This is a genomic window from Embleya sp. NPDC056575 (genome assembly GCF_042793325.1).
GTDB lineage: Bacteria > Actinomycetota > Actinomycetes > Streptomycetales > Streptomycetaceae > Embleya.
The window spans coordinates 45,416-63,122 of the sequence record NZ_JBHTVA010000036.1 but is presented as its reverse complement, the minus strand read 5'-3'; the positions used below and the strand labels follow the sequence as shown (position 1 = coordinate 63,122).

Here is a 17,707-nt window from a genome sequence, read left to right as displayed (position 1 = left end):
GCCTGCCTGGCTCCCGCGCCGGCACCGCAATGATTTAGCGGGGGCTGAATCCTGGGCCGAATCCCTGACGGCCACGGGTAGCCTGAACCGGGTGATCGAGATCGAGTTCACCCCGGAGGACGTGGCCCGCACCCGCTTCGCGATCTCCCCGCTGTGGGAGGTCGTGGCGAGCGTACGCGTCCTCAAGGGCGCCGACGAGCAGGGCATCCACCGGGTCTGGACCGAGCAGGTGCGCGACCGGTTGGCCGCCGCGAAGGTGGACCTGACCCCGCTCACCGACCTGATCCCGGTACCGACCCTGGCGCTCGCGTGTTTCCTGGCCCCGCCGCCGACCACCCCGCTGACCTCGCTGGAAGTCGAACTGGCGGCGCTGCGCGCGACGCCCCCGGAACTGCTGCGCACGCCCTCGGCGATCACGCCGGAACGCGTGGCCGAGATCCGCGCCGACCCGGATCGTGAGCTGGCCCGGCTCGCGGAGGCCATTCAGGCGTACTGGGATGTGGCGCTCGCGCCGTACTGGCCGCGCATCCTCGCCTTCCTGGAAGGCGACATCCTCTTCCGGGCCGGCCGACTCGTCGAGGGCGGCGCGCGCGGCCTGTTCAACGACCTGGACCCGCAGGTCGCCTGGGACGCGGGCACGCTCCAGGTGCGGACCCGGTTTTGTCGCGATCGACGCACGCTCGGCGGCCGGGGGCTGCTGCTCGTGCCGTCGGCGTTCGTCTGGCCGCGTGTGTTCTCCGTGCTGGACGGGCGCTGGCAGCCCACGCTGCGCTATCCGCCGCGCGGCATCGGCACCCTGTGGTCGGCCGCGCCGACGCCCACGGCCGTACCCGACGCGCTCGCCGGCGTCCTGGGCCGCTCCCGCGCCACGCTGGTGGCCGAACTCACCACACCGGCCTCGACGACGGACCTGGCCCGGCGTACCGGCCTGACCCCGGGCGGCGTCTCACAACACCTGTCCGCACTGCGCGCGGCGGGCCTGGTCGGCGCCCATCGAGCCGGCCGAGTGGTGCTGTACGCCCGCACCCGGGCGGCGGAGACACTGCTGGCGGCGGCGGGCTCGGGGTAGGGCCTGTCCGACGCAGCGATCGTCACCGTCCACGCAGGCACCGTGGTGCACGTCGTGTCGATGTGGACTATCCGTCGTGTGCTTCGAGTTCGCTCGCCGGTGTCCGTCGGGTGACCGCCCACGACGCCAGGAGCGCCAGATTGTCGGCGGTCGGTGTGCCCGCGGGTGCGGTGTAGACGTTGAGGTGCAGGCCGGGTTCGGCGGGCAGTTCCAGGGACTCGACGTCCAGGTCGAGCCGGCCCACGATCGGATGGCGCACCCGCTTGCGTCCGGACCGGTGCAGCCGCACGTCCTGGGATGCCCACCGCTGCCGGAACAGCTCGCTGCGCGTCGACAGTTCGCCGACCAGGGCGATCAGCTTCCCGTCGTGCGGATTGCGGCCGGCTTCCATGCGCAGCTTCGCGGCCACGACACCGGCGATGTGGTCGTAGTCGACGAAGAAATCCTTGGCCGCCTCGGGGTGCAGATACACGAACCGCGCCGTGTTGGCGGGCCGACGCGGGTCGGCCGGCATCGGTGAATACAGTGCGCGAGCGAGTCGATTCATGGCGAGTACGTCGAAATTTCCGTTGCCGATCCAGGCCGGCGCGGCGGAGATCGCGTCGAGCACCTGGTGCAGTGTCGAGCGCACCGTCGCGGCAGGCCCGCGCCGGCGTGGGCCGCCGGGCGCCCCGGATCGGCGCGCGAGGTGGAACAGGTGGTCGCGCTCGGCCTCGTCGAGTTGCAGGGCGCAGGCCAACGCGTCGAGCACGCCGTCGGAGACACCGGCGAGGCCGCCGCGCTCCATGCGCACGTAGTAGTCGACCGATACCCCCGCCAGCACCGCCACCTCCTCGCGACGCAGACCCTTGACCCGACGATTGCCGCCGTAGGCGGGCAGGCCCGCCTGCTCGGGCGTGATGCGCGCGCGACGCGAGCTGAGAAACTCCCGGATATCGGTGCGTGGATCCATCGTGGCCATCCCCTCACCGTAAGCCCGTCCCGCGCTAGGGGGTGCCGGACGCGGTCGTCGCGACGCCGCCGTCCACCGGGATGACGGCGCCCGTGAGGTAGGACCCGGCCCGGCCGGCGAGGAACACGGCGATACCCGCCATGTCGTCGTCGCGACCGATCCGGCGCAGAGGGGTCGCCGCCGCGATCGTGTCGCCGATGGCGTCGAGCGTGGACGCCATCATCCGCGAGGGGAACACTCCCGGTGCCACCGCGTTCACCGTGACGTGCTGTGGGCCCAGTTCCCTGGCGAGCACCCTGGTGAGTTGGTGGAGTGCCGCTTTGCTGCCGGCGTACGAGTAGTTGGGCGCCTGGGCGACGTGGATGGCGGCGATACTGCCGATGTTGATGATCCGCGCGGGATCATCGGCGGTGCCCGCCCTGCGAAGCGCGGGAAGCAGCGCCTGCACCAGCCGAAACGGCGCCTTGAGGTTGAGGTCGAGCACCGCGTCCCAGCCCTCGTCCGGGAATGTCGCCAGTGGCTCGCGCCACATCGCTCCCGCGTTGTTGACAAGAATGTCCAGGCGTTCCGAGTCGGCCTCGACAAGACCGGCGAGGCGCCGGCACTCGTCGCGCCTGGACAGGTCGGCGGGAATTGCTCGAACGTCGCCGAATTCGGACAGCAGGTGTTGTGCCTCCGCGCACGCGTCCACCGTGCGTGAGCTGATGACCACGCGGGCGCCCGCCTGGAGAAGGCCGCGCGCTATCATCATCCCGATGCCCTTGGTACCGCCCGTGACAAGGGCGTACTTTCCACTCAGATCGAAAAGTTCTCGATGAGTGGTGAATCGGTTGTCCGTCATTGGTCTTCGTCCATTTCGTCGTGGAGGAATGCGCCGACGCGATCGCGCATCAGAGGCAGCCGAATCGAACTGTCGGGGTAAACCCGCGGTGCGCGCCCATGCGGTGTCGTCGGCGCTTTCGACTCGACCAGGCTGACAGGCGTTCGGGACGTCGGGGAGACCCTGGTGACACAGGTACCGTGAGAGCCCCCCTCGCCGGTGGTTCGCAAGGCCGCGGGTCGAGACCGAGTCGGAGGAAGCACCGCGATGAACGAGCCGGGGGATGCCACCGTCGTGGTGCGAGGCGGCGGTTCGGGTGGGGGGACGCACGGGGCCTCGAAGGAGGCATCGCGCGAGTTCGTCGAGGACATCGTCGTCGTCCACGAGGGCGGCGGCGTGGTGCACTTCCTGTTGATCACGTACGCCCCCGGCGACTCGGGCAACGCCGCCGGGTACGTTTTCCGGCGCCCCGTCGGCAGCGACGAGCCGGCCGAGAACATCCTGGCGACCAACGACACGCTCCGCGAACTGTGGTGCTCGCCGCAGGGGCATGTGTGGGCGACGAGCAGCACCGGTCCGGTCTGGACGAGCGCACCCGTTCCCTGGGCGGACACCATGCCGCCGGACCTGGAGTTCGACGCGCCCGAAGGCGGGGTGACCTGGCGCCACACCGCGCTGCCCGCGCAGGCGCACAACGACGGTCGGCCGAACCCCGCGGCCGTGTGGGGGACTTCGGACGGCGACGTCCACATCGCCACCTTCGGCGGCGTGCTCTACCACTGGAACGGCGCCGACTGGTCGCAGTTCCACTCCGGGATCGGCGCGCCGATCGGCGCCGTTCGCGGCCGCGCGGCGAACGACGTCTACGCCGCCGGCCACAACGGCACCCTGCTGCACTTCGACGGCACGGCGTGGACACGGATCGCCGATCCGGACGGCCCCGACACGAGCGACCTGCTGACGGGCATCGCCTTCGACGCCGACGGCGAGGTGTACGTCACCGGCAGATCGCGCGGCGGCCGCGTACTTCGCGGGTCCGCGCGGCGCGGCTTCGCGGTGGCCGTACGCGACCGGGTCGCCGCCCTGGGCGTGGCGTGCGTGGAGGGAAGGTTGTTCTGCGCCGTGGGGAAGGGCGGCGTGGTGGAGCTGACCGCCCAGGGCCCCAAAACGCTGCGCGACGACATCGCCGCCTGGTCGATCGCCGAGGGCGCGGGCCGCGTCTACGTGACGCGGACGCCGGGAGAGGCCGCGTACTGCGAACTCGACCTCACCACCGGGCAATGGCACCGCCGCTACTACTGATCACCGCCCCGTGCGCCACGGCCGCACCCGCGTCAAGGCTCCCATGAGCACGGCGAGCGCCGGGTAGGCACCGGCCGGGGACCGGCTCAGGGTCCCTCGGGCCAACTTCGCATCGCCAGTTCCGCGACCCGTTCCAGTTTCTCGCGGGGGACGCCGTCGACGGCCTGGGTGGACATGCCCTGGACGACGGCCGCGTAGTAGGTGGCGAGGCCGTCCGGGTCGGTGTCGGCGGGCAGTCGGCCGGCCGCCGTGTCGGCGGCGATCCTGCGGCGAAACGCCGCCTTGGACGCCTCGCGCAGCTCGCGCAGTTCGGCCTTGACCTCCTCGGCCGCCGCGGTGCAGTTCACCGCCGCCGTGATCACCATGCAGCCGGGCGGGTGGCCGGGCTCGGTGTAGGCCTCGGCCAGCGCGTACAACATGCGCTCCATCCCCCGGCGGGCGTCCGGCTCGGCGTCGAACACCCGGCCGGCGACCGCGCCGTAGGTGACCCCGTAGCGCTGGATGGCCTCGCTGAACAGGGTGCGCTTGTCGCCGAAGGCCGCGTACAGGCTGGGCGGCTTGATGCCCATCGCGGTGGTCAGGCCGCCTACCGAGGTCGCCTCGTAGCCGTGCTGCCAGAACTCGATGACCGCGCGATCCAGCGCGGCCTCGCGGTCGAAGCCGCGCGGGCGGCCTTGAGTACCGGACATGCGAACCATTCTATAGCGCTCGTTATGGAAGGCGGGAATCCCTGCTACGGTGAGATCTGTAGCGACCGCTACGAAACTCGTCGCACCTCTTCTCCGGGGAGCATTCATGTCCGTCACCGCCACCGGCACCGCCCGCGCCGCCGCCCTGCCCGTGCCGACCTTCGCCCGTACCGTCCGCGGCTCGGGCCCCGGCCTGCTCCTCGCGCACGGCGCCGGCGGCGGTATCGCCGCCAACTACGGACCGATCCTGGCCGGCCTCGCGGCCGAACACCGCGTGGTCGGCGTCGACTTCCCCGGCTCCGGCGAGACACCGCGCTCGACCGGGCCGCTCGACCTGGACGAACTCGCCGACCAGCTGGTCGCGGCCGGTGTCGCCGAGGGCCTGGAGACCTTCGCGGTGTCCGGCTACTCGCTCGGCGGCGCGGTCGCCGTCCGGGCCGCCACCCGGCACCCCGAGCGGGTCACCTCGCTGATCCTGACCGCGGCCTTCGCACACGCCGACGCCCGCCTCCGGTTGGCCGCGCGGGTCTGGCGCGGGCTGTACGAGTCCGGCGACCGGGCGAACTTCGCCGCCTTCCTGACCCCGTTCGCGCTCAGCCCGGCCGCCTTCGACGCGCTCTCCCCCGAGGAGCTGGCGGAGGTACTGCGGACGACCGCGGAAACCCCGCCGCTCGGCACGCCCGAGCACACCGAACTGGCCGAGCGCGTCGACGTGCGCGCCGACCTGGCCACGATCGAGGTCCCGGCGCTGGTGGTGTCCACCACCGGCGACCGCCTCGTCGAGCCGAACCACCACCGCGCCGTCGCGGCCGGCCTGCGCGACGCCCGCGTGGTCGAACTCGACTCGGGCCACCTGCCGTTCGCGGAGCGTCCGGCGCAGTGGCTGGCGGCGATCGTCGGCTTCCTGGGCGAGGTCGAGGGCGACGCGGTCCGGTAGCGGGCGGCGGTTGCGGGGGCTTCGGGCCTCCGGGCGCCGTCACACCTCGGGGAAGCGCGCGGCCCACTCCTCGTCCGGCAGCCGCAGCGCGTTGGCCACGTACGCGATCGTGCGGTACCAGCCGGCCAGGACCAGCACCTCCACGATCTGCCGATCCTCGAACCGGGCCCGCAGTTCGGCCCAGGTGCCGTCGGTCAGGTCGGCGCCGTCGTGCAACTCGTCGACCACGCGTACCAGGATCGCCTGGCGCGGTGTCCAGGCGGCCTCGTCGTCGACGACGGTGGCCCGGAGTTGACGCGGAGTCAGGCCGACCCGCTCCGCGAACACCTCGGCGTGCACGCCCCATTCGTACGAGCAGCCGGCCCGGGCGCACACCCGCTGCACCACGGTCTCGCGCTCGGCGGCGGGCAGCGTACCGTGCCCGAGCAGCCCCGAGCCGAGCACCCGCATCCGCGAGGCCAGGTCGGGGTGGTGCTCCAGGACCCGGAACAGGGCGAGGGGTTCACGGTTCCCGGCGGCGCCCATCCAGCGGGCCAGGGACGCCTCGGTCTCGGGGGCGTAGGGCGGGGACAACGGCGTGATCCGCGACATGGGCGTGCTCCTCCATCGGCCACGACGGCCGCTCGGACGCTTCGGCGTGGGCCGCTCGTGCGCCTCGGCGACCGACCACTCGGGTGCTTCGCTTTCGAAAGCACTATGCTGCTTTCGAAAGCGAAGCACAAGGAGGCGGCCGTGGACCGGCACGACGAGGCGGGCGTCCCACGTCCCGGAAGCCCGGTGCGAGGGTCGACCACGGGCCGGGCCCCGATGGCCGCGCTCGACCTGCTCGGCCGGCGCTGGATCCTGCGCCTGATCTGGGAGCTGAGCCGGGAACCGGCCGGTTTCCGCGCCCTGCAACGCCGGTGCGACGACATGTCCTCCAGCGTGCTCGACAACCGCCTGCGCGAGTTGGTGGAGACCCGGATCGCCGCCCGGGACCCGACCGGCCGCTACACCCTCACCCCCACCGGCACCCGGCTCGTCGCCGCCCTCGATCCGCTGCTGGAGTGGTCGGCGCAATGGGCGAGCGAGCTGGACGAGGACTGAGGACGAGGACGGGGACCGACGCCCGTCACCACCCGCCGTCGAAGAAGGCCGCGAGCGCCGGCTTCGGGTCGGCCGTGGTGCCCACGTTCGCCATCACCACCACGAGCACGACCAGCGTCGACGCCACCGCGAGCACCCCGAACCACCCCAAAAGGCGCCGGGCGCGCCGATCGGCGGCCCCGGTCGCGGCGAACCGCCGCCACACCAGCACGGCGAGCCCGATCAGCACGACCGCCACGAGCGCGGCCACCACGGCCAACGCCGCGTGGTAGCGGGCGAAGTCGTCGATCATCAGGTCGAGGGCGGGCGGGGTGCGCTCGCCCTCGCCCGAGGGGGCGGCCAGGGCTTCCCGCACCTGGCGGAGTGTGTCGCCCGGTTCGCCCTCGGCCGCGCCGCTCGGCAGCAGCGTCAACAGCGACGAGAACGGCGCCACCGCGCCCTGGATGTTGGCCATCGCCGTCGCCAGCGCGCCGGCCCCGAGCATCGTGACGAACACGCCCGCCGCCGCGAGGCCGGCCCGGCGTCCCTTACCGAGATCGCGCGCCCGCAGGAACGCCCGCCACACGAGCATGCCGAGCGCGACGACCACGACCAGCAGGATCGCGGCGATCACCGCCTTGACGACGTGGAATCGGAACCAGTAGTCGACCGCTCGGTCCATGCCCGGGGTGAAGTCGCGCCGACCGGCGCGCCAGTACTCGACGAACGCCGCGCGGAAGGACGCGGCGAGGTTGTCCTGATCGACGGAGCCGTCGCCGGCGATGTGCTCGGCCAGGACGGGCGGAACGACGAACAGGGCGGCGATCAGGGCCACTACGGCGCCGACGAGGAGGGCGAGCGCGCGCGCGGGCATGCCCGCCAATCGCGACGGGGCCGCGGGACGCTGCCGCCGCCGGCCCGGGAGGTGAGGCGTTGCTGTCATGCCGACCACGCTTCCGCAGCTGCGCCCCGCGGTCATCGGAGCAGGCCGGACACCCGGGGGTATGGCAGGCCACACCTCCGGGACGAATCGGGCACGGCGGTCGACGCGTCGCCCGGGGCTCAGCCCCTGAGATAGGTGAGTACGGCCAGCACCCGGCGATGCCGGGCGTCGTCGTCGGCCGGCAGGCCGAGTTTGGCGAAGATGTTGCCGATGTGCTTCTCCACCGCACTGGCGGAGATCACCAGCCGCCGGGCGAGCGCCGTGTTCGAGCAGCCTTCGGCCATCAGCGCCAGGATCTCGCGTTCGCGGGCGGTCAGCGCGCTCACGCCGTCGTCCCGGCGACGCGCGGCCAGCAGCTGGGCGACGACCTGCGGATCGAGCACCGTGGCGCCGTGCGCGACCCGGTCCAGCGCGTCGAGGAATTCCTCGACCCTGGCCACCCGGTCCTTGAGGAGGTAGCCGACCGCGCCCGAGCCGTCCGCGAGCAGGTCACCGGCGTAGGACGCCTCCACGTACTGACTGAGCATCAGCATCGGCGCGCCGGGCACGTGCGAGCGGGCGCTGATCGCCGCGCGCAGGCCCTCGTCGGTGTGCGTCGGCGGCATCCGTACGTCGACGATCGACACGTCCGGCCGGTGTTCGAGCACCGCCGCGACCAGGGCGGGTCCGTCGCCGACCGAGGCCACCACCCGGTGACCGTCCTCGACGAGCAGGCGGACCAGGCCCTCGCGCAGCAGAACCGAATCGTCGGCCACCACGATCCGCAGCGGGCGGCGCTCGGCACGATCCGGCGCCCGGTCCGACGCCCGGTCCGACGCCTGGCCCGGCGCCGGGTCCGGGGTCAGTCGCATGGCAGTACGGCGGTGATCGTCGTCGGGCCGCCGGCCGGGCTGTCCACCCGCAACCGCCCGCCGACGGCGAGCAACCGCTCCACCAGGCCGCGCAGTCCGTGGCCCTTGGCCACGGCCGCGCCGCCGATGCCGTCGTCGCTCACCCACACCGTCAAGTCGCCCCCGTCGTGCCGTAGTCCGAGTACGCACCGGTGCGCGTGGCTGTGTTTGGCCACGTTGGTCAGGGCCTCGGCCACGACGAAGTACGCGGCCGTCTCGACGCCGGCGTCCAGTCGCCGGCCCGGCGCGGCGATGTCCAGGTCGGCGGGGACGGTGGACAGCGCGGCCAGGGCGGCGAGCGCGTCGGGCAGGCCGCGGTCGACCAGGATCGGCGGAGCGATGCCGCGCGAGAGGGCGCGCAGCTCGTCCAGCGCCTCCTGGGCGTGGGCCATCGCGTCGGCGAGGGCCGCGCGGGCGGTCTCCGGCCTGCGGTCGAGATGGTGCTCGGCCCGGCCCAGTTCCATGGCCAGGCGGACCAGGCGCTGCTGCGGGCCGTCGTGGATGTCCCGTTCGAGCCGGCGCAGCGCACTCGCCTCGGCCGTGACGGCGGCGACCGTCTGCGCGCGAGCGGTGTCGCGCTCCTGTTCGAGGCCGCGGATGCGGCGGTGCAGGGCAAAGGCGTCGGAGAGCAGCGCCTGGCCCAGGCCGGTCTGGGCGGTGGTGAAGGCGCGGGTGACCAGCGGCAGGGTGCACAGGAGCAGCAGGCCGACCGTGGTCCCGAAGGCGACCCGATCGACCGGCGAGAGCAGCCCGAGGCTCACGGTGACGTGCGATTGCCCGCCGCCGGCGTTCAGGGACAACGGCCGCAGCTGCTCCGACGCCGCGTAGTCGTAGCGCAGCGCACACGTGGCACAGGCCACCCCGACGAACCACCACAGCGCGGTCACCAGCGCCGTGACCAGGGTGATGGGGAACAACACCACGGCGTGGGCGGCATCCAGCCACGGCCCGGGCCCGGATCCGGCGCCGGACGCGGTCGCCGCCGGCTCGGCGCGCGCGGTCCCGCGACCGGCGGCACGCACCTTGGCGATCCGCCACCGCTCCAGATCGGCACACCACCGCGCGGGCGCGAGCGCACGAGCCACAAGCGGCGCGCCACCGGGCAGGACGAGCCCGAGCGCCGCGAAGAACACCCCGCCCAGCGCGGCGAACAGCCCGACGACGGCCGACAGCGGCGCGGTCAGCAGGTAGACCGACTGCACCAGCGTGCGCCGCCCCACCCGCACCGGCACCCCGACCCCCGGCCACGATCGACCCCGGACGGCGGCGGAGAGCGATTTGGTCATGCCCCAAAGCTAATGCAGCGCCGCGCTGATCCTTGGGGGTTCACGCGCCGCCCTGATCCGGGTTCAGCGCGGCACCGCACTGGTGCCGCGCCGCGCCCAAGCCCCCGAAGGCGCCCGTTCCAGGTAGACCAGCGCCGTCACCGTCGTATGGTCCGGCCCGAATCCGTGCTCCGCGCAGTCGCGGTCCATCCAGTCGTCACACCGAAACCGGGCCCGCTTCTCCAGCGAGCAAAACGCCACCTCCCACGCGGACGACAGCCGATCCACCAGCAGCAACCCCCGCTCCGCGCCGGCATCGGTCCCGGGCGAGCGAGGACACAGCGCGGTCCGCGCACCGGCGGGGTGGTTGATGTAGTCGTACTCCCGCCCGATCCGCCCCAGATCCGACACCCGCACGACCACCACACTCGGCCGCGCGTGATCCCCGACGCTCTCCACGAGGAACACCTCCACCGCGAACTCGGCCGACCCCGAATGCCGCACCGCGTTGGTGGCCAGCTCGGTGACGATGAGCCGGATGTCGTACGAGATCGCCTCCGGCACCTCGGCCTTCGCCAACACCCGCCCGACGACGCGGCGAGCCTCGCCGACGCTGCGCTCGGTCGAGGGGTAGGCCCAGCGCGACTGGGCGGTAAGCAGACGTGTGGGGACAAGGGTCGTCATGGTCCGGCTCCCGAGCTTCGGCGATCAGTGCTCGTGACGGTAGAAAACCGACATGCCCGGAACCAGACATGCTGCGCGCCGGTTTCGGTGGGGCCGGCGCCGAGCCACCGCGTTACGCGGTAGTCATCCGGTCACACGGAGGTGATCGGCCAATTCGCGCATGTCGGTGGTCAAGGTGCGCTTGCGCTTTTTCAGGATCAGTCGGACCACGTCTCGGGCCAGGCTCTGGTGGCGAACCCATTCCGGCGCGGCCTGCAGGACGGTCCGCATTTCGGTCATCGCTTCGCCGAATTCGCCGACGTGCGCCTGTGCCAGGGCAATGTCCAGGCGGTGCCGGTTCTGCGTGTTCGGGCTCGGGGGCGGACCGGTGATCGGCTTCGGGGTGTGCTCGACGCCCCGGAGCAGTCCGCGGTGGTCGCCGACGACCGCGAAGTCCTCAAGGGTTTTCAGATGGGCCGTGACCGGGCCGAACGATCCCCAGTGCACGCTGCGGTCGGTGTGTTCGACGCCGACGGCGGTGGCTGCGGTGCCGGCCATGCGGCGGGCCTCCCGGGCGACATCGGGGTTGTTGTTGCGCACGGCCGCCGCGGCGACTCGCTGGAGCAGTTCGCCCCACACCGCGATCTCGCCCGCAGTGGCCCTCGACAGGCGCGGCTCGATGCCGTCGGCCGTCTCCGCCGCCAGGTGTTCGCACTCGTCGAAGCGCCCCTGGCGCAGCAGCAGCCAGCACAGACCCCCCACACCGGTGGCCGCGAGGTGTGCCCGACCCATGGCCCGGGCATCGCGGATGCTCTCCGAGAACGCGTGGTAGGCGAGGTCGTATTGGCGAACCTGGGTGAGGTACTTCCCGGCGGCGTGCAGGGCCGCCACCCGCACCTCGCCGACGCCCTCGGGCCCCTCGGCGGAGGGCACCGCCCGCAGGATCGCGGGGAGTTCGTCCGCCATCGACTCGTACCGGTCGGCCTGATACAGCTCGTGGGCCCGATCGATCCGGGCCCGGGTGGCGGCAAGGCGCCGCGGGGTGAGCTCGGCGGAGTCGGCGCGGTCGATCAGGCCGACCGGTGGCGTGAGTGCCTGGCGCAGCGCGATCAGCTGGATGCGGGAGCCCACTTCGTCGCGCACGGGTTTGGGCACCGACGGCGCGAAGAGCGCCGACGTGGGCAGATCCAGCGCTCGCGCGAGCACGTGCAGCGTGGCGATCCGGACGTCGCCGCCCTGTTCGACCTTGGCGACCGTCGACACGCCCAGGCCCGCCGCCTCCGCCAGTTGCTCCTGGCTGAGCCCGGCCACCCGTCGATACCGCCGAACGTTGTCCCCGAGTCCGCTCACCGCGTACCTCTCACCCTGGGAGGTGGCACTCACCCATGCCGATCCCAAGCTAGCGCGGCAACGGCCCGTTCGGGATCGGGAAAGCGCGGCGGCCACCCGGTGGGCGTCAGTCGAGGTTGTGCAGCACGACGTCGCTGATCCGGCCCGCCTGGGCCGTCAGCGTCATGTACGTGTGATGCGGTTGGCGGCGGCGGTCGGTCGGCGAGCCCGGATTGAGCAGGCGCAGCCCCGTGTCCGTGACCGTGTCCCACGGGATGTGGCTGTGTCCGAACACGAGGACGTCCGTGTCGGGATACCGCGCCGCGCACCGGCGTTCGCGGCCCTCGGCCGGGCCCGTCTCGTGGACGACGGCGAAGCGGACGCCGCCGAGTTCGACCCGGGCCACCTCCGGTAGCCGCGCCCGCAGGTCCGCGCCGTCGTTGTTGCCGTAGACCCCGACCACCCGATGCGAGGACGCCTCAAACAGGTCGAGTACGTCGACGTCGACCCAGTCCCCCGCGTGGATCACCACGTCGGCCACCGCCGCCTCGACCAGCACCTGCTCGGGGACGGCCCTGGCACGACGGGCGACATGGGTGTCGGACACCAGCAGAACGCGCATGCCCACCACGGTACGACCCCGACCCTCGGCCGGTCAGGGAGCCGTGTCCGGTTGCGGCGCCGGCTTCGGGGCCCGCCAGGCGGGATTCCTGCGGATGCCGACCTGTTCCAGTTCGAGCGTGTCGCCGGTTTCGGTGCGGAGTTCGACGTGGACCGGCACGCCCGTTTCGTGGTCGACGTAGTGCAGCGGCGCCGTGCCGTCCTGGAGGTGCCGATCGCCCCACTGCATCAGGGCCACGATCACCGGGAACAGTTCGCGGCCCATGTCGGTGAGCACGTATTCGTCACGCGTACGACCGCCCTCCTCCCGATACGGGCGCTTGGCGAGCAGGCCGGCCTCGGTCAGGCGCCGCAACTGCTGGGCGGCGGCGCGGTCGGTGATCCCGATGCGGTCGGCGAAGCCGCTGAACCGGGTCGTGCCGTAGCACGCCTCGCGCAGGATCAGCAGCGCGGAGCGGGTCCCGACCACCTCCAGCGCCTTGACCAGCGAGCAGTGGTCGGTCTTCCACGCGCCGAGATCGGCGAGCGCGCCCTCCATGACAACCGGCATGAGCCCATCGTACCCACCCCCGACTATCACCTTGTATAGCCAGACCGATGCTACCTATACTCCAGGAAAGTCAGCCATGTCGCGCACTCCCGCGGCGGACGGCGCAGCGCCGCGCTGCCTTCGATCGGACCATCCGACCCGCATCACGCCCTCGGCATCACCGGCCGCACTCGGAGCTGATCACCGTGACCGTCATGACCCGCGTAGTTCCCGAAGCCCCCGCCGACATCGTGCGCCTGCGCCCGTGGCGCTCGGACGATGCCGACGAACTCGGGCGAGCCGCCGCGTACTTCTCGCCGAAAGCACTCGCCGCGCGATTCGGCGCGGCGAGTGCCACGATCCCCGACTGGTACCGGGCCCACATCACCGAGGCCCGGGCACACGGCAGGTGGGACGCGTGTGTGGCCCACAGCGGGGGCCGCATCGTGGGCTGGGCCGAGTACGGACTCGACGACGAGCCCGGCCACGCCGACATCGCCGCCCTGGTCGGCGACCGGTACCAGGGCAACGGCCTCGGCACCCGGCTGGTCGGGCAGGTCGCGTCCCTGGCCAAGGCGGCCGGGGTACGCGTCCTGCACGCCCAGATCCGCATCGACAACCGGGCCGCCCGCAAGGCGCTGTACGCGGCGTTTGCGAACCCGCGCTACACGGAACTACAGGACGGACAGTGGCACTTCGCCGTGGACCTGGCGCACGCCGTCGACCTGCCGCACGCCCGGAACCGGCCGGGCCCGATCACCCCCGCTCAGCGACCGCCCTCCTCGCCCCGCCCCTGATGCGAGCCCACCGCCCCGGCGACGGCCGACCCGGTCGGTGGCTCGACCCCGTTGATGGCGCCGGTCGTCGGCCGTCCCGTGCCGGGTGGCTTGACGCCGTTGGTGCGCCCGGTCGGTGTACCGCCGTGCGCCGACCGGATGCCGCCCTCGGTCCGGTCGCCGTGGCGTCGGGCCGGCTCCGTCGTTTCCCCGGGTTCCCCCGAACCGCGGAAGTCCGTGGCCGATCGCCCGAGTTCCCCGCTGTCCCCGTTCATGCTTGTTCGCTCTCCTCGATTCCCGCGAACCGTGCGATCGCCCGGATCCCTGTCCTCCGAGCGACCGCCCCCCGATCCGGCTGTTTCCTGGCCTCGCGGGTGTTGTCGGGAATGGCCGAGTGACAACACACCACATAGTCAGATACGTACCAGGGCCTCGAACGGTTCGGCGTTCGCGGGACGAGATTCGCGCGGACGAGATGTGCGAACCGGACGCGTCAGGTCGTCGGCGTCACCTTCGCCAGGCCCGCCGGGGCGTCCGGGTTCGCCCCTCGGCGCAGGGCGAACGCGCGGGCCAGATTCTGCAGATGCACGGTGGTGGCGATGGCCCGGGCGGCTTCCGTACGCAGGCCGCCGAGTTCGGGGGCCACCGTCGCGTGCGGGACGCCGTCGGCGACCAGGCGCTCGCGCAGTCGGGCGATGTCGGGCGCGGTGGGGCCGCCCAGATCGATCAGCAGGACCGGAACGCGGTCGCCCAGTGCGGCGATCGGGCCGTGCAGCAGGTCGGCGACCGAGATGCCCTCGGCGAATACGCCGGAGGTCTCGCGGATCTTGAGCGCCCCCTCCAACGCCACCGCGCCGCCGAGCCCCCGGCCGGCCACGACCAGGCGGTCGTGGTGCGACCAGTCGGCGGCCAACTGCTCGCACGCGTCGGCGTCGGCCAGCACCCGGCGTACCGCGTCGGGGAGTTCGGCCAGGTCGGCGAGATCGGCGACGGTCGGCGGCAGCGGGCCGAGGGCGAGCGCGATGCCGACCACGGCCAGGAGTTGGGCGGTGACGGTCTTGGTCGCCGGGACCGCGATCTCGGTGCCGGCGTCGGTGGCGACCAGGACGTCGGCCTCGGCGGCGAGCAGGCTGTCCGCCTCGTTGGTGATCGCCACGACCCTGGCGCCCTGTGCGCGCGCGGCCCGGACCGCCGTGACGATCTCGGGGGTGCGGCCCGACTGGCTCAGCGCGGTGACCAGGTAGCCGGAGTAGTCGGTGCGCGCGCCGTAGCGGGTCACCAGGCTCGGCGCGGCCAGGCCCGCCGGGCGACCGGACGCCGGCTCGTACAGGTAGCGGCCGAACACGGCGGCGTTGTCCGAGGATCCGCGCGCGATCAGCGTCGACCCGAGCAGCGGCGTGGGCAGCGCGGCCCGGACGGCCTCGCCGAGTTCGGGCAGGCGGGCGGCCAACCGGCCCAGGACGTCGGGCTGTTCGGCCATCTCGGCGGCCATCACCGCCCCGGGGGCGGCGGGGTGGTCGGTGGTCGGCGTGTTCGGGGTCGCGGGGGTCATGGCGTTGGTCCCTTCGGTCGGCTTCGCTTCGGTCGGCTTCGCTTCGGTCGGCCTTGCCTCGGTCGGCTTTGCTTGGGTCCGCGCTGGGTCGATCGGTTCGGGAAGGGCGGTTCGGCGGGTCGGGCTCATCGCGTCACCAGCGCCCACTTCGGGCGTTCGCCGCGGGCGATGTCCCAGGCCAGGGCGGCGGCGCCACGCAGCGCGCCGTCGTGGATGTGCCGCGCCGCGACGATCACCTCGTCCGGGGCGACGGCGCCGGGTGCGTGCTTGGCGACGAAGCCGCGCAGTACGTCGAGGACCCGGTCGGCCGCGGCCATCAACCCGCCGCCGAGGGCGATCCGGGTCGGATCCAGGGCCAGGTACAGGTTGAGCACATGGCCCGCGAGTACGTCGAGCGCCCGGTCGGCGACCGCACGCAGCCGAGGATCGGCGGAGGTCAGGATCGCCGCCGCGTCGGGGGCCGGGCCGGTGCCACCGAGCGTGTACAGGGCCTGTGTGCGAGCCAGCAACGGACCGCCGCCGATCAGCGATTCCAGGTCCGGCTCGTCCGGGCGGCCGGGAGCCAGCGCGTAGCCGATCTCGCCGGCCACGCCCCGCGCGCCGCCCACGACCCGGCCGCCGACGGTCAGCGCGGCGGCCACGCCCGTACCCAGATTGACGAACAACCCCGGATCGGCGTCGACGAGCGCACCGGAGCGCACCTCGGCCAGCCCCGCCGCCTTGACATCGTTGGCCACCACCACCGGCAGCGCCCCGAACGCCTCCCGGGCCCGGCCCAGGACGTCCACCCGCTCGATGCCGGGCAGGTTCGGCGACAGCTCCACCCCGGCCGCGGTCACCGTCCCGGGACACACCAGGCCCACGGCCGCCACCTCGTGCCGTCCGCCCCGGGTCGCCGCCGCGACCTGGTCCCGGGCCGCCCCGAGCAGCCGATCGAACGCGCGCCCCATGTCCTCACCGGGGGCGCGCGTGGGCACCCGCCGCCCGGCCGACATCACCCCGGCGGCATCGATCGTGGCCATCGCGGTCTTGGTGCCGCCGATGTCCAGCGCGACGATCGCACGCGCACCACGCGTCACGACGCGTCCTCCACGACCCGCGCCTCCGCGTCGTACCTGCTCCCCCACACCGGCGCGGCTCCGGCCGTGTGCAGCCCGGCGACCGCCTGGGTGCGCCCCCGCGTGACGAACGCCTGCGGCCGGAAGCACATCACCACCGTGTCGCCCGGACGGATGTCCAGACGCCGGGCCTCGCGCAGCACCGTGTAGTAGTGGATCGCCCCATCGGGGGCGGTGTCCACGCGCGCCACCCGCTCGGTCGCGGTCTCCGCGTCCCGGCCGACCAGCGCGGTGAGCCGGAAGTCGCCGAGGACCTTGTCGATGTAGTGCCCGGCGGCGAACGTGTACGCGTCGTCCCCGTCCACGTGCGAGACCTCGCTCACGTACACGATCGCCGGCTGCTCCGGGGCGTCCTCGGAGAACACGTGCAGCGGCGTGGTCCCGTGGATCGCGTTGCCCGGCTCGACGTGCGTGGCCCCGGCGTCGGCGGCGATGGCCAGCGAGCGCGCCGAGGTGGTGCCGGGCGCGTTGACCTGGCGGATGTCGAACCCGGCCGCGCGCAGGCGTTCGGCGGCCGTGACGAGCGTGGTCAGGTTCGGCGTGGCGGCGATCCGCCGGTTGTCCGCGTCGGCGAGCAGGGCCGGGAACGTGGTGACGCCGTGTACCGCGACTCCCTCGATGGCGTGCACCGCCCGCGCGGCGGCCTCCACGTCGGCGGCCGGGAAGCCGCCGCCGTGGCCGAAGTAGAACCGGTCCCCCTCGCCGTGCACCCGCAGCAGCACCGACACGGGCGGGCCGCCCCGACGTCGGGCCGCCGCACCGATACGGCGCGCGGCGTCGAGCGAGAACACGGTGACCACCTCGGGGTCGGCGCCGACCACGAGGTCCTCGCTGCCCCGGTGCGGTTGCACGAGGTGTCCGATGTGGCCGACCGGGAGCCCGTGGCGCACCGCCGCCGACACGCAGGCGGTGTCCACCGCGACGACGGGGCCGAGGCCGGCCTCGATCGCGGTGCGGGTCACGTCGGGGTTGCGCCCGTACTGCTTGGCCATCACGTAGGTGGACAACCCGCGTGCCCGGGCCGCGTCGGCGATGGCGGCGGCGTTGCGGGCGACCGTGTCCAGGTCCACCACGTAGGTGTTGGCGAGCAGTTCGCCGGCCTGATGGGCCGTCACGACGGCGTCGATCAGGGGGCGGTTGTGGGCGAGCAGTCGGTCCAGGAACATCGGGTCTCCTCGGCGCGGGCG

Annotated in this window: 19 protein-coding genes; 5 read left to right on the top strand and 14 right to left on the bottom strand. The window is 73.0% G+C overall.

Features of this window, described 5'->3' with window-relative positions:
- Positions 1–91 precede the first annotated feature (91 nt).
- Positions 92–1,069, top strand: a complete 978-nt coding sequence (locus ACFRCG_RS27040) for a DUF5937 family protein (protein ID WP_380036065.1) — start codon at positions 92–94, stop codon at positions 1,067–1,069.
- A 67-nt stretch (positions 1,070–1,136) separates the two neighbouring features.
- Here ACFRCG_RS27040 and ACFRCG_RS27035 read toward each other — a convergent pair whose 3' ends face one another.
- Together ACFRCG_RS27035 and ACFRCG_RS27030 are read right to left on the bottom strand one after the other, a co-directional pair.
- A complete protein-coding gene (locus ACFRCG_RS27035; protein WP_380036177.1) occupies positions 1,137–2,021 on the bottom strand; it encodes a helix-turn-helix transcriptional regulator in 885 nt (294 codons plus the stop codon).
- A 34-nt stretch (positions 2,022–2,055) separates the two neighbouring features.
- Positions 2,056–2,862, bottom strand: a complete 807-nt coding sequence (locus ACFRCG_RS27030; protein WP_380036063.1) for an SDR family oxidoreductase — start codon at positions 2,860–2,862, stop codon at positions 2,056–2,058.
- 246 nt (positions 2,863–3,108) lie between these two features.
- Between ACFRCG_RS27030 and ACFRCG_RS27025 the strand changes: the two genes are divergently transcribed.
- The gene (locus tag ACFRCG_RS27025) at positions 3,109–4,143 is read left to right on the top strand and encodes a hypothetical protein (protein ID WP_380036060.1); all 1,035 of its coding nucleotides are present in this window, start codon (positions 3,109–3,111) and stop codon (positions 4,141–4,143) included.
- A gap of 86 nt (positions 4,144–4,229) precedes the next feature.
- On the opposite strand, the gene ACFRCG_RS27020 is transcribed toward ACFRCG_RS27025, so the two are convergent.
- Positions 4,230–4,832: a TetR/AcrR family transcriptional regulator gene (locus ACFRCG_RS27020; RefSeq protein WP_380036057.1), complete on the bottom strand. Its 603-nt coding sequence runs from the start codon at positions 4,830–4,832 to the stop codon at positions 4,230–4,232.
- Between the two features lie 106 nt (positions 4,833–4,938).
- Between ACFRCG_RS27020 and ACFRCG_RS27015 the strand changes: the two genes are divergently transcribed.
- Complete coding sequence (locus ACFRCG_RS27015) at positions 4,939–5,769, top strand: alpha/beta fold hydrolase (protein WP_380036054.1); 831 nt, start codon at positions 4,939–4,941, stop codon at positions 5,767–5,769.
- Positions 5,770–5,808: 39 nt separating this feature from the next.
- Here the strand turns inward: ACFRCG_RS27015 and ACFRCG_RS27010 are convergent, their stop codons facing one another.
- Positions 5,809–6,360, bottom strand: a complete 552-nt coding sequence (locus ACFRCG_RS27010; protein WP_380036051.1) for a carboxymuconolactone decarboxylase family protein — start codon at positions 6,358–6,360, stop codon at positions 5,809–5,811.
- A gap of 105 nt (positions 6,361–6,465) precedes the next feature.
- Between ACFRCG_RS27010 and ACFRCG_RS27005 the strand changes: the two genes are divergently transcribed.
- Positions 6,466–6,855, top strand: coding sequence for a winged helix-turn-helix transcriptional regulator (locus ACFRCG_RS27005; protein WP_380036049.1), 390 nt, complete (start codon positions 6,466–6,468; stop codon positions 6,853–6,855).
- 25 nt (positions 6,856–6,880) lie between these two features.
- On the opposite strand, the gene ACFRCG_RS27000 is transcribed toward ACFRCG_RS27005, so the two are convergent.
- From ACFRCG_RS27000 to ACFRCG_RS26970, 7 genes are all read right to left on the bottom strand, one after another.
- Positions 6,881–7,777, bottom strand: coding sequence for a hypothetical protein (locus ACFRCG_RS27000; RefSeq protein ID WP_380036046.1), 897 nt, complete (start codon positions 7,775–7,777; stop codon positions 6,881–6,883).
- Positions 7,778–7,896: 119 nt separating this feature from the next.
- Positions 7,897–8,544, bottom strand: coding sequence for a response regulator (locus tag ACFRCG_RS26995; RefSeq protein WP_380036175.1), 648 nt, complete (start codon positions 8,542–8,544; stop codon positions 7,897–7,899).
- 74 nt (positions 8,545–8,618) lie between these two features.
- Positions 8,619–9,953 carry a sensor domain-containing protein gene (locus ACFRCG_RS26990; RefSeq protein ID WP_380036043.1) on the bottom strand — a complete coding sequence of 445 codons (1,335 nt, stop codon included), beginning with the start codon at positions 9,951–9,953 and terminating at the stop codon, positions 8,619–8,621.
- Between the two features lie 63 nt (positions 9,954–10,016).
- Positions 10,017–10,616, bottom strand: coding sequence for an ATP-binding protein (locus ACFRCG_RS26985; RefSeq protein ID WP_380036040.1), 600 nt, complete (start codon positions 10,614–10,616; stop codon positions 10,017–10,019).
- Positions 10,617–10,739: 123 nt separating this feature from the next.
- Positions 10,740–11,978, bottom strand: coding sequence for a helix-turn-helix domain-containing protein (locus ACFRCG_RS26980; protein WP_380036037.1), 1,239 nt, complete (start codon positions 11,976–11,978; stop codon positions 10,740–10,742).
- A gap of 73 nt (positions 11,979–12,051) precedes the next feature.
- Positions 12,052–12,546, bottom strand: coding sequence for a metallophosphoesterase family protein (locus ACFRCG_RS26975; protein ID WP_380036034.1), 495 nt, complete (start codon positions 12,544–12,546; stop codon positions 12,052–12,054).
- Positions 12,547–12,579: 33 nt separating this feature from the next.
- Entirely contained in the window at positions 12,580–13,095 is a 516-nt protein-coding gene (locus ACFRCG_RS26970) for a winged helix-turn-helix transcriptional regulator (protein WP_380036032.1), read from the bottom strand.
- Positions 13,096–13,289: 194 nt separating this feature from the next.
- Between ACFRCG_RS26970 and ACFRCG_RS26965 the strand changes: the two genes are divergently transcribed.
- Positions 13,290–13,871, top strand: a complete 582-nt coding sequence (locus tag ACFRCG_RS26965; protein ID WP_380036030.1) for a GNAT family N-acetyltransferase — start codon at positions 13,290–13,292, stop codon at positions 13,869–13,871.
- Positions 13,872–14,343: 472 nt separating this feature from the next.
- Here ACFRCG_RS26965 and ACFRCG_RS26960 read toward each other — a convergent pair whose 3' ends face one another.
- From ACFRCG_RS26960 to ACFRCG_RS26950, 3 genes are all read right to left on the bottom strand, one after another.
- Positions 14,344–15,402, bottom strand: a complete 1,059-nt coding sequence (locus ACFRCG_RS26960) for an SIS domain-containing protein (protein WP_380036028.1) — start codon at positions 15,400–15,402, stop codon at positions 14,344–14,346.
- A gap of 125 nt (positions 15,403–15,527) precedes the next feature.
- Entirely contained in the window at positions 15,528–16,481 is a 954-nt protein-coding gene (locus tag ACFRCG_RS26955; protein WP_380036025.1) for an ROK family protein, read from the bottom strand.
- On the bottom strand, positions 16,478–17,686 hold the full coding sequence (locus tag ACFRCG_RS26950; protein ID WP_380036022.1) for an alanine racemase: 1,209 nt from the start codon (positions 17,684–17,686) through the stop codon (positions 16,478–16,480). The genes ACFRCG_RS26955 and ACFRCG_RS26950 overlap by 4 nt, the downstream gene beginning before the upstream one ends.
- Positions 17,687–17,707 lie beyond the last annotated feature (21 nt).

Coding starts and splice junctions, on each gene's coding strand:
- ACFRCG_RS27020 (WP_380036057.1), bottom strand. CDS start 4,832: ATGTCCGGTACTCAAGGCCGCCCGCGCGGCTTCGACCGCGAGGCCGCG.
- ACFRCG_RS26975 (WP_380036034.1), bottom strand. CDS start 12,546: ATGCGCGTTCTGCTGGTGTCCGACACCCATGTCGCCCGTCGTGCCAGG.
- ACFRCG_RS26950 (WP_380036022.1), bottom strand. CDS start 17,686: ATGTTCCTGGACCGACTGCTCGCCCACAACCGCCCCCTGATCGACGCC.
- ACFRCG_RS26985 (WP_380036040.1), bottom strand. CDS start 10,616: ATGACGACCCTTGTCCCCACACGTCTGCTTACCGCCCAGTCGCGCTGG.
- ACFRCG_RS26960 (WP_380036028.1), bottom strand. CDS start 15,402: ATGACCCCCGCGACCCCGAACACGCCGACCACCGACCACCCCGCCGCC.
- ACFRCG_RS27025 (WP_380036060.1), top strand. CDS start 3,109: ATGAACGAGCCGGGGGATGCCACCGTCGTGGTGCGAGGCGGCGGTTCG.
- ACFRCG_RS27030 (WP_380036063.1), bottom strand. CDS start 2,862: ATGACGGACAACCGATTCACCACTCATCGAGAACTTTTCGATCTGAGT.
- ACFRCG_RS26990 (WP_380036043.1), bottom strand. CDS start 9,953: ATGACCAAATCGCTCTCCGCCGCCGTCCGGGGTCGATCGTGGCCGGGG.
- ACFRCG_RS27015 (WP_380036054.1), top strand. CDS start 4,939: ATGTCCGTCACCGCCACCGGCACCGCCCGCGCCGCCGCCCTGCCCGTG.
- ACFRCG_RS26970 (WP_380036032.1), bottom strand. CDS start 13,095: ATGCCGGTTGTCATGGAGGGCGCGCTCGCCGATCTCGGCGCGTGGAAG.
- ACFRCG_RS27010 (WP_380036051.1), bottom strand. CDS start 6,360: ATGTCGCGGATCACGCCGTTGTCCCCGCCCTACGCCCCCGAGACCGAG.
- ACFRCG_RS27000 (WP_380036046.1), bottom strand. CDS start 7,777: ATGACAGCAACGCCTCACCTCCCGGGCCGGCGGCGGCAGCGTCCCGCG.
- ACFRCG_RS27035 (WP_380036177.1), bottom strand. CDS start 2,021: ATGGATCCACGCACCGATATCCGGGAGTTTCTCAGCTCGCGTCGCGCG.
- ACFRCG_RS26965 (WP_380036030.1), top strand. CDS start 13,290: ATGACCCGCGTAGTTCCCGAAGCCCCCGCCGACATCGTGCGCCTGCGC.
- ACFRCG_RS27005 (WP_380036049.1), top strand. CDS start 6,466: ATGCTGCTTTCGAAAGCGAAGCACAAGGAGGCGGCCGTGGACCGGCAC.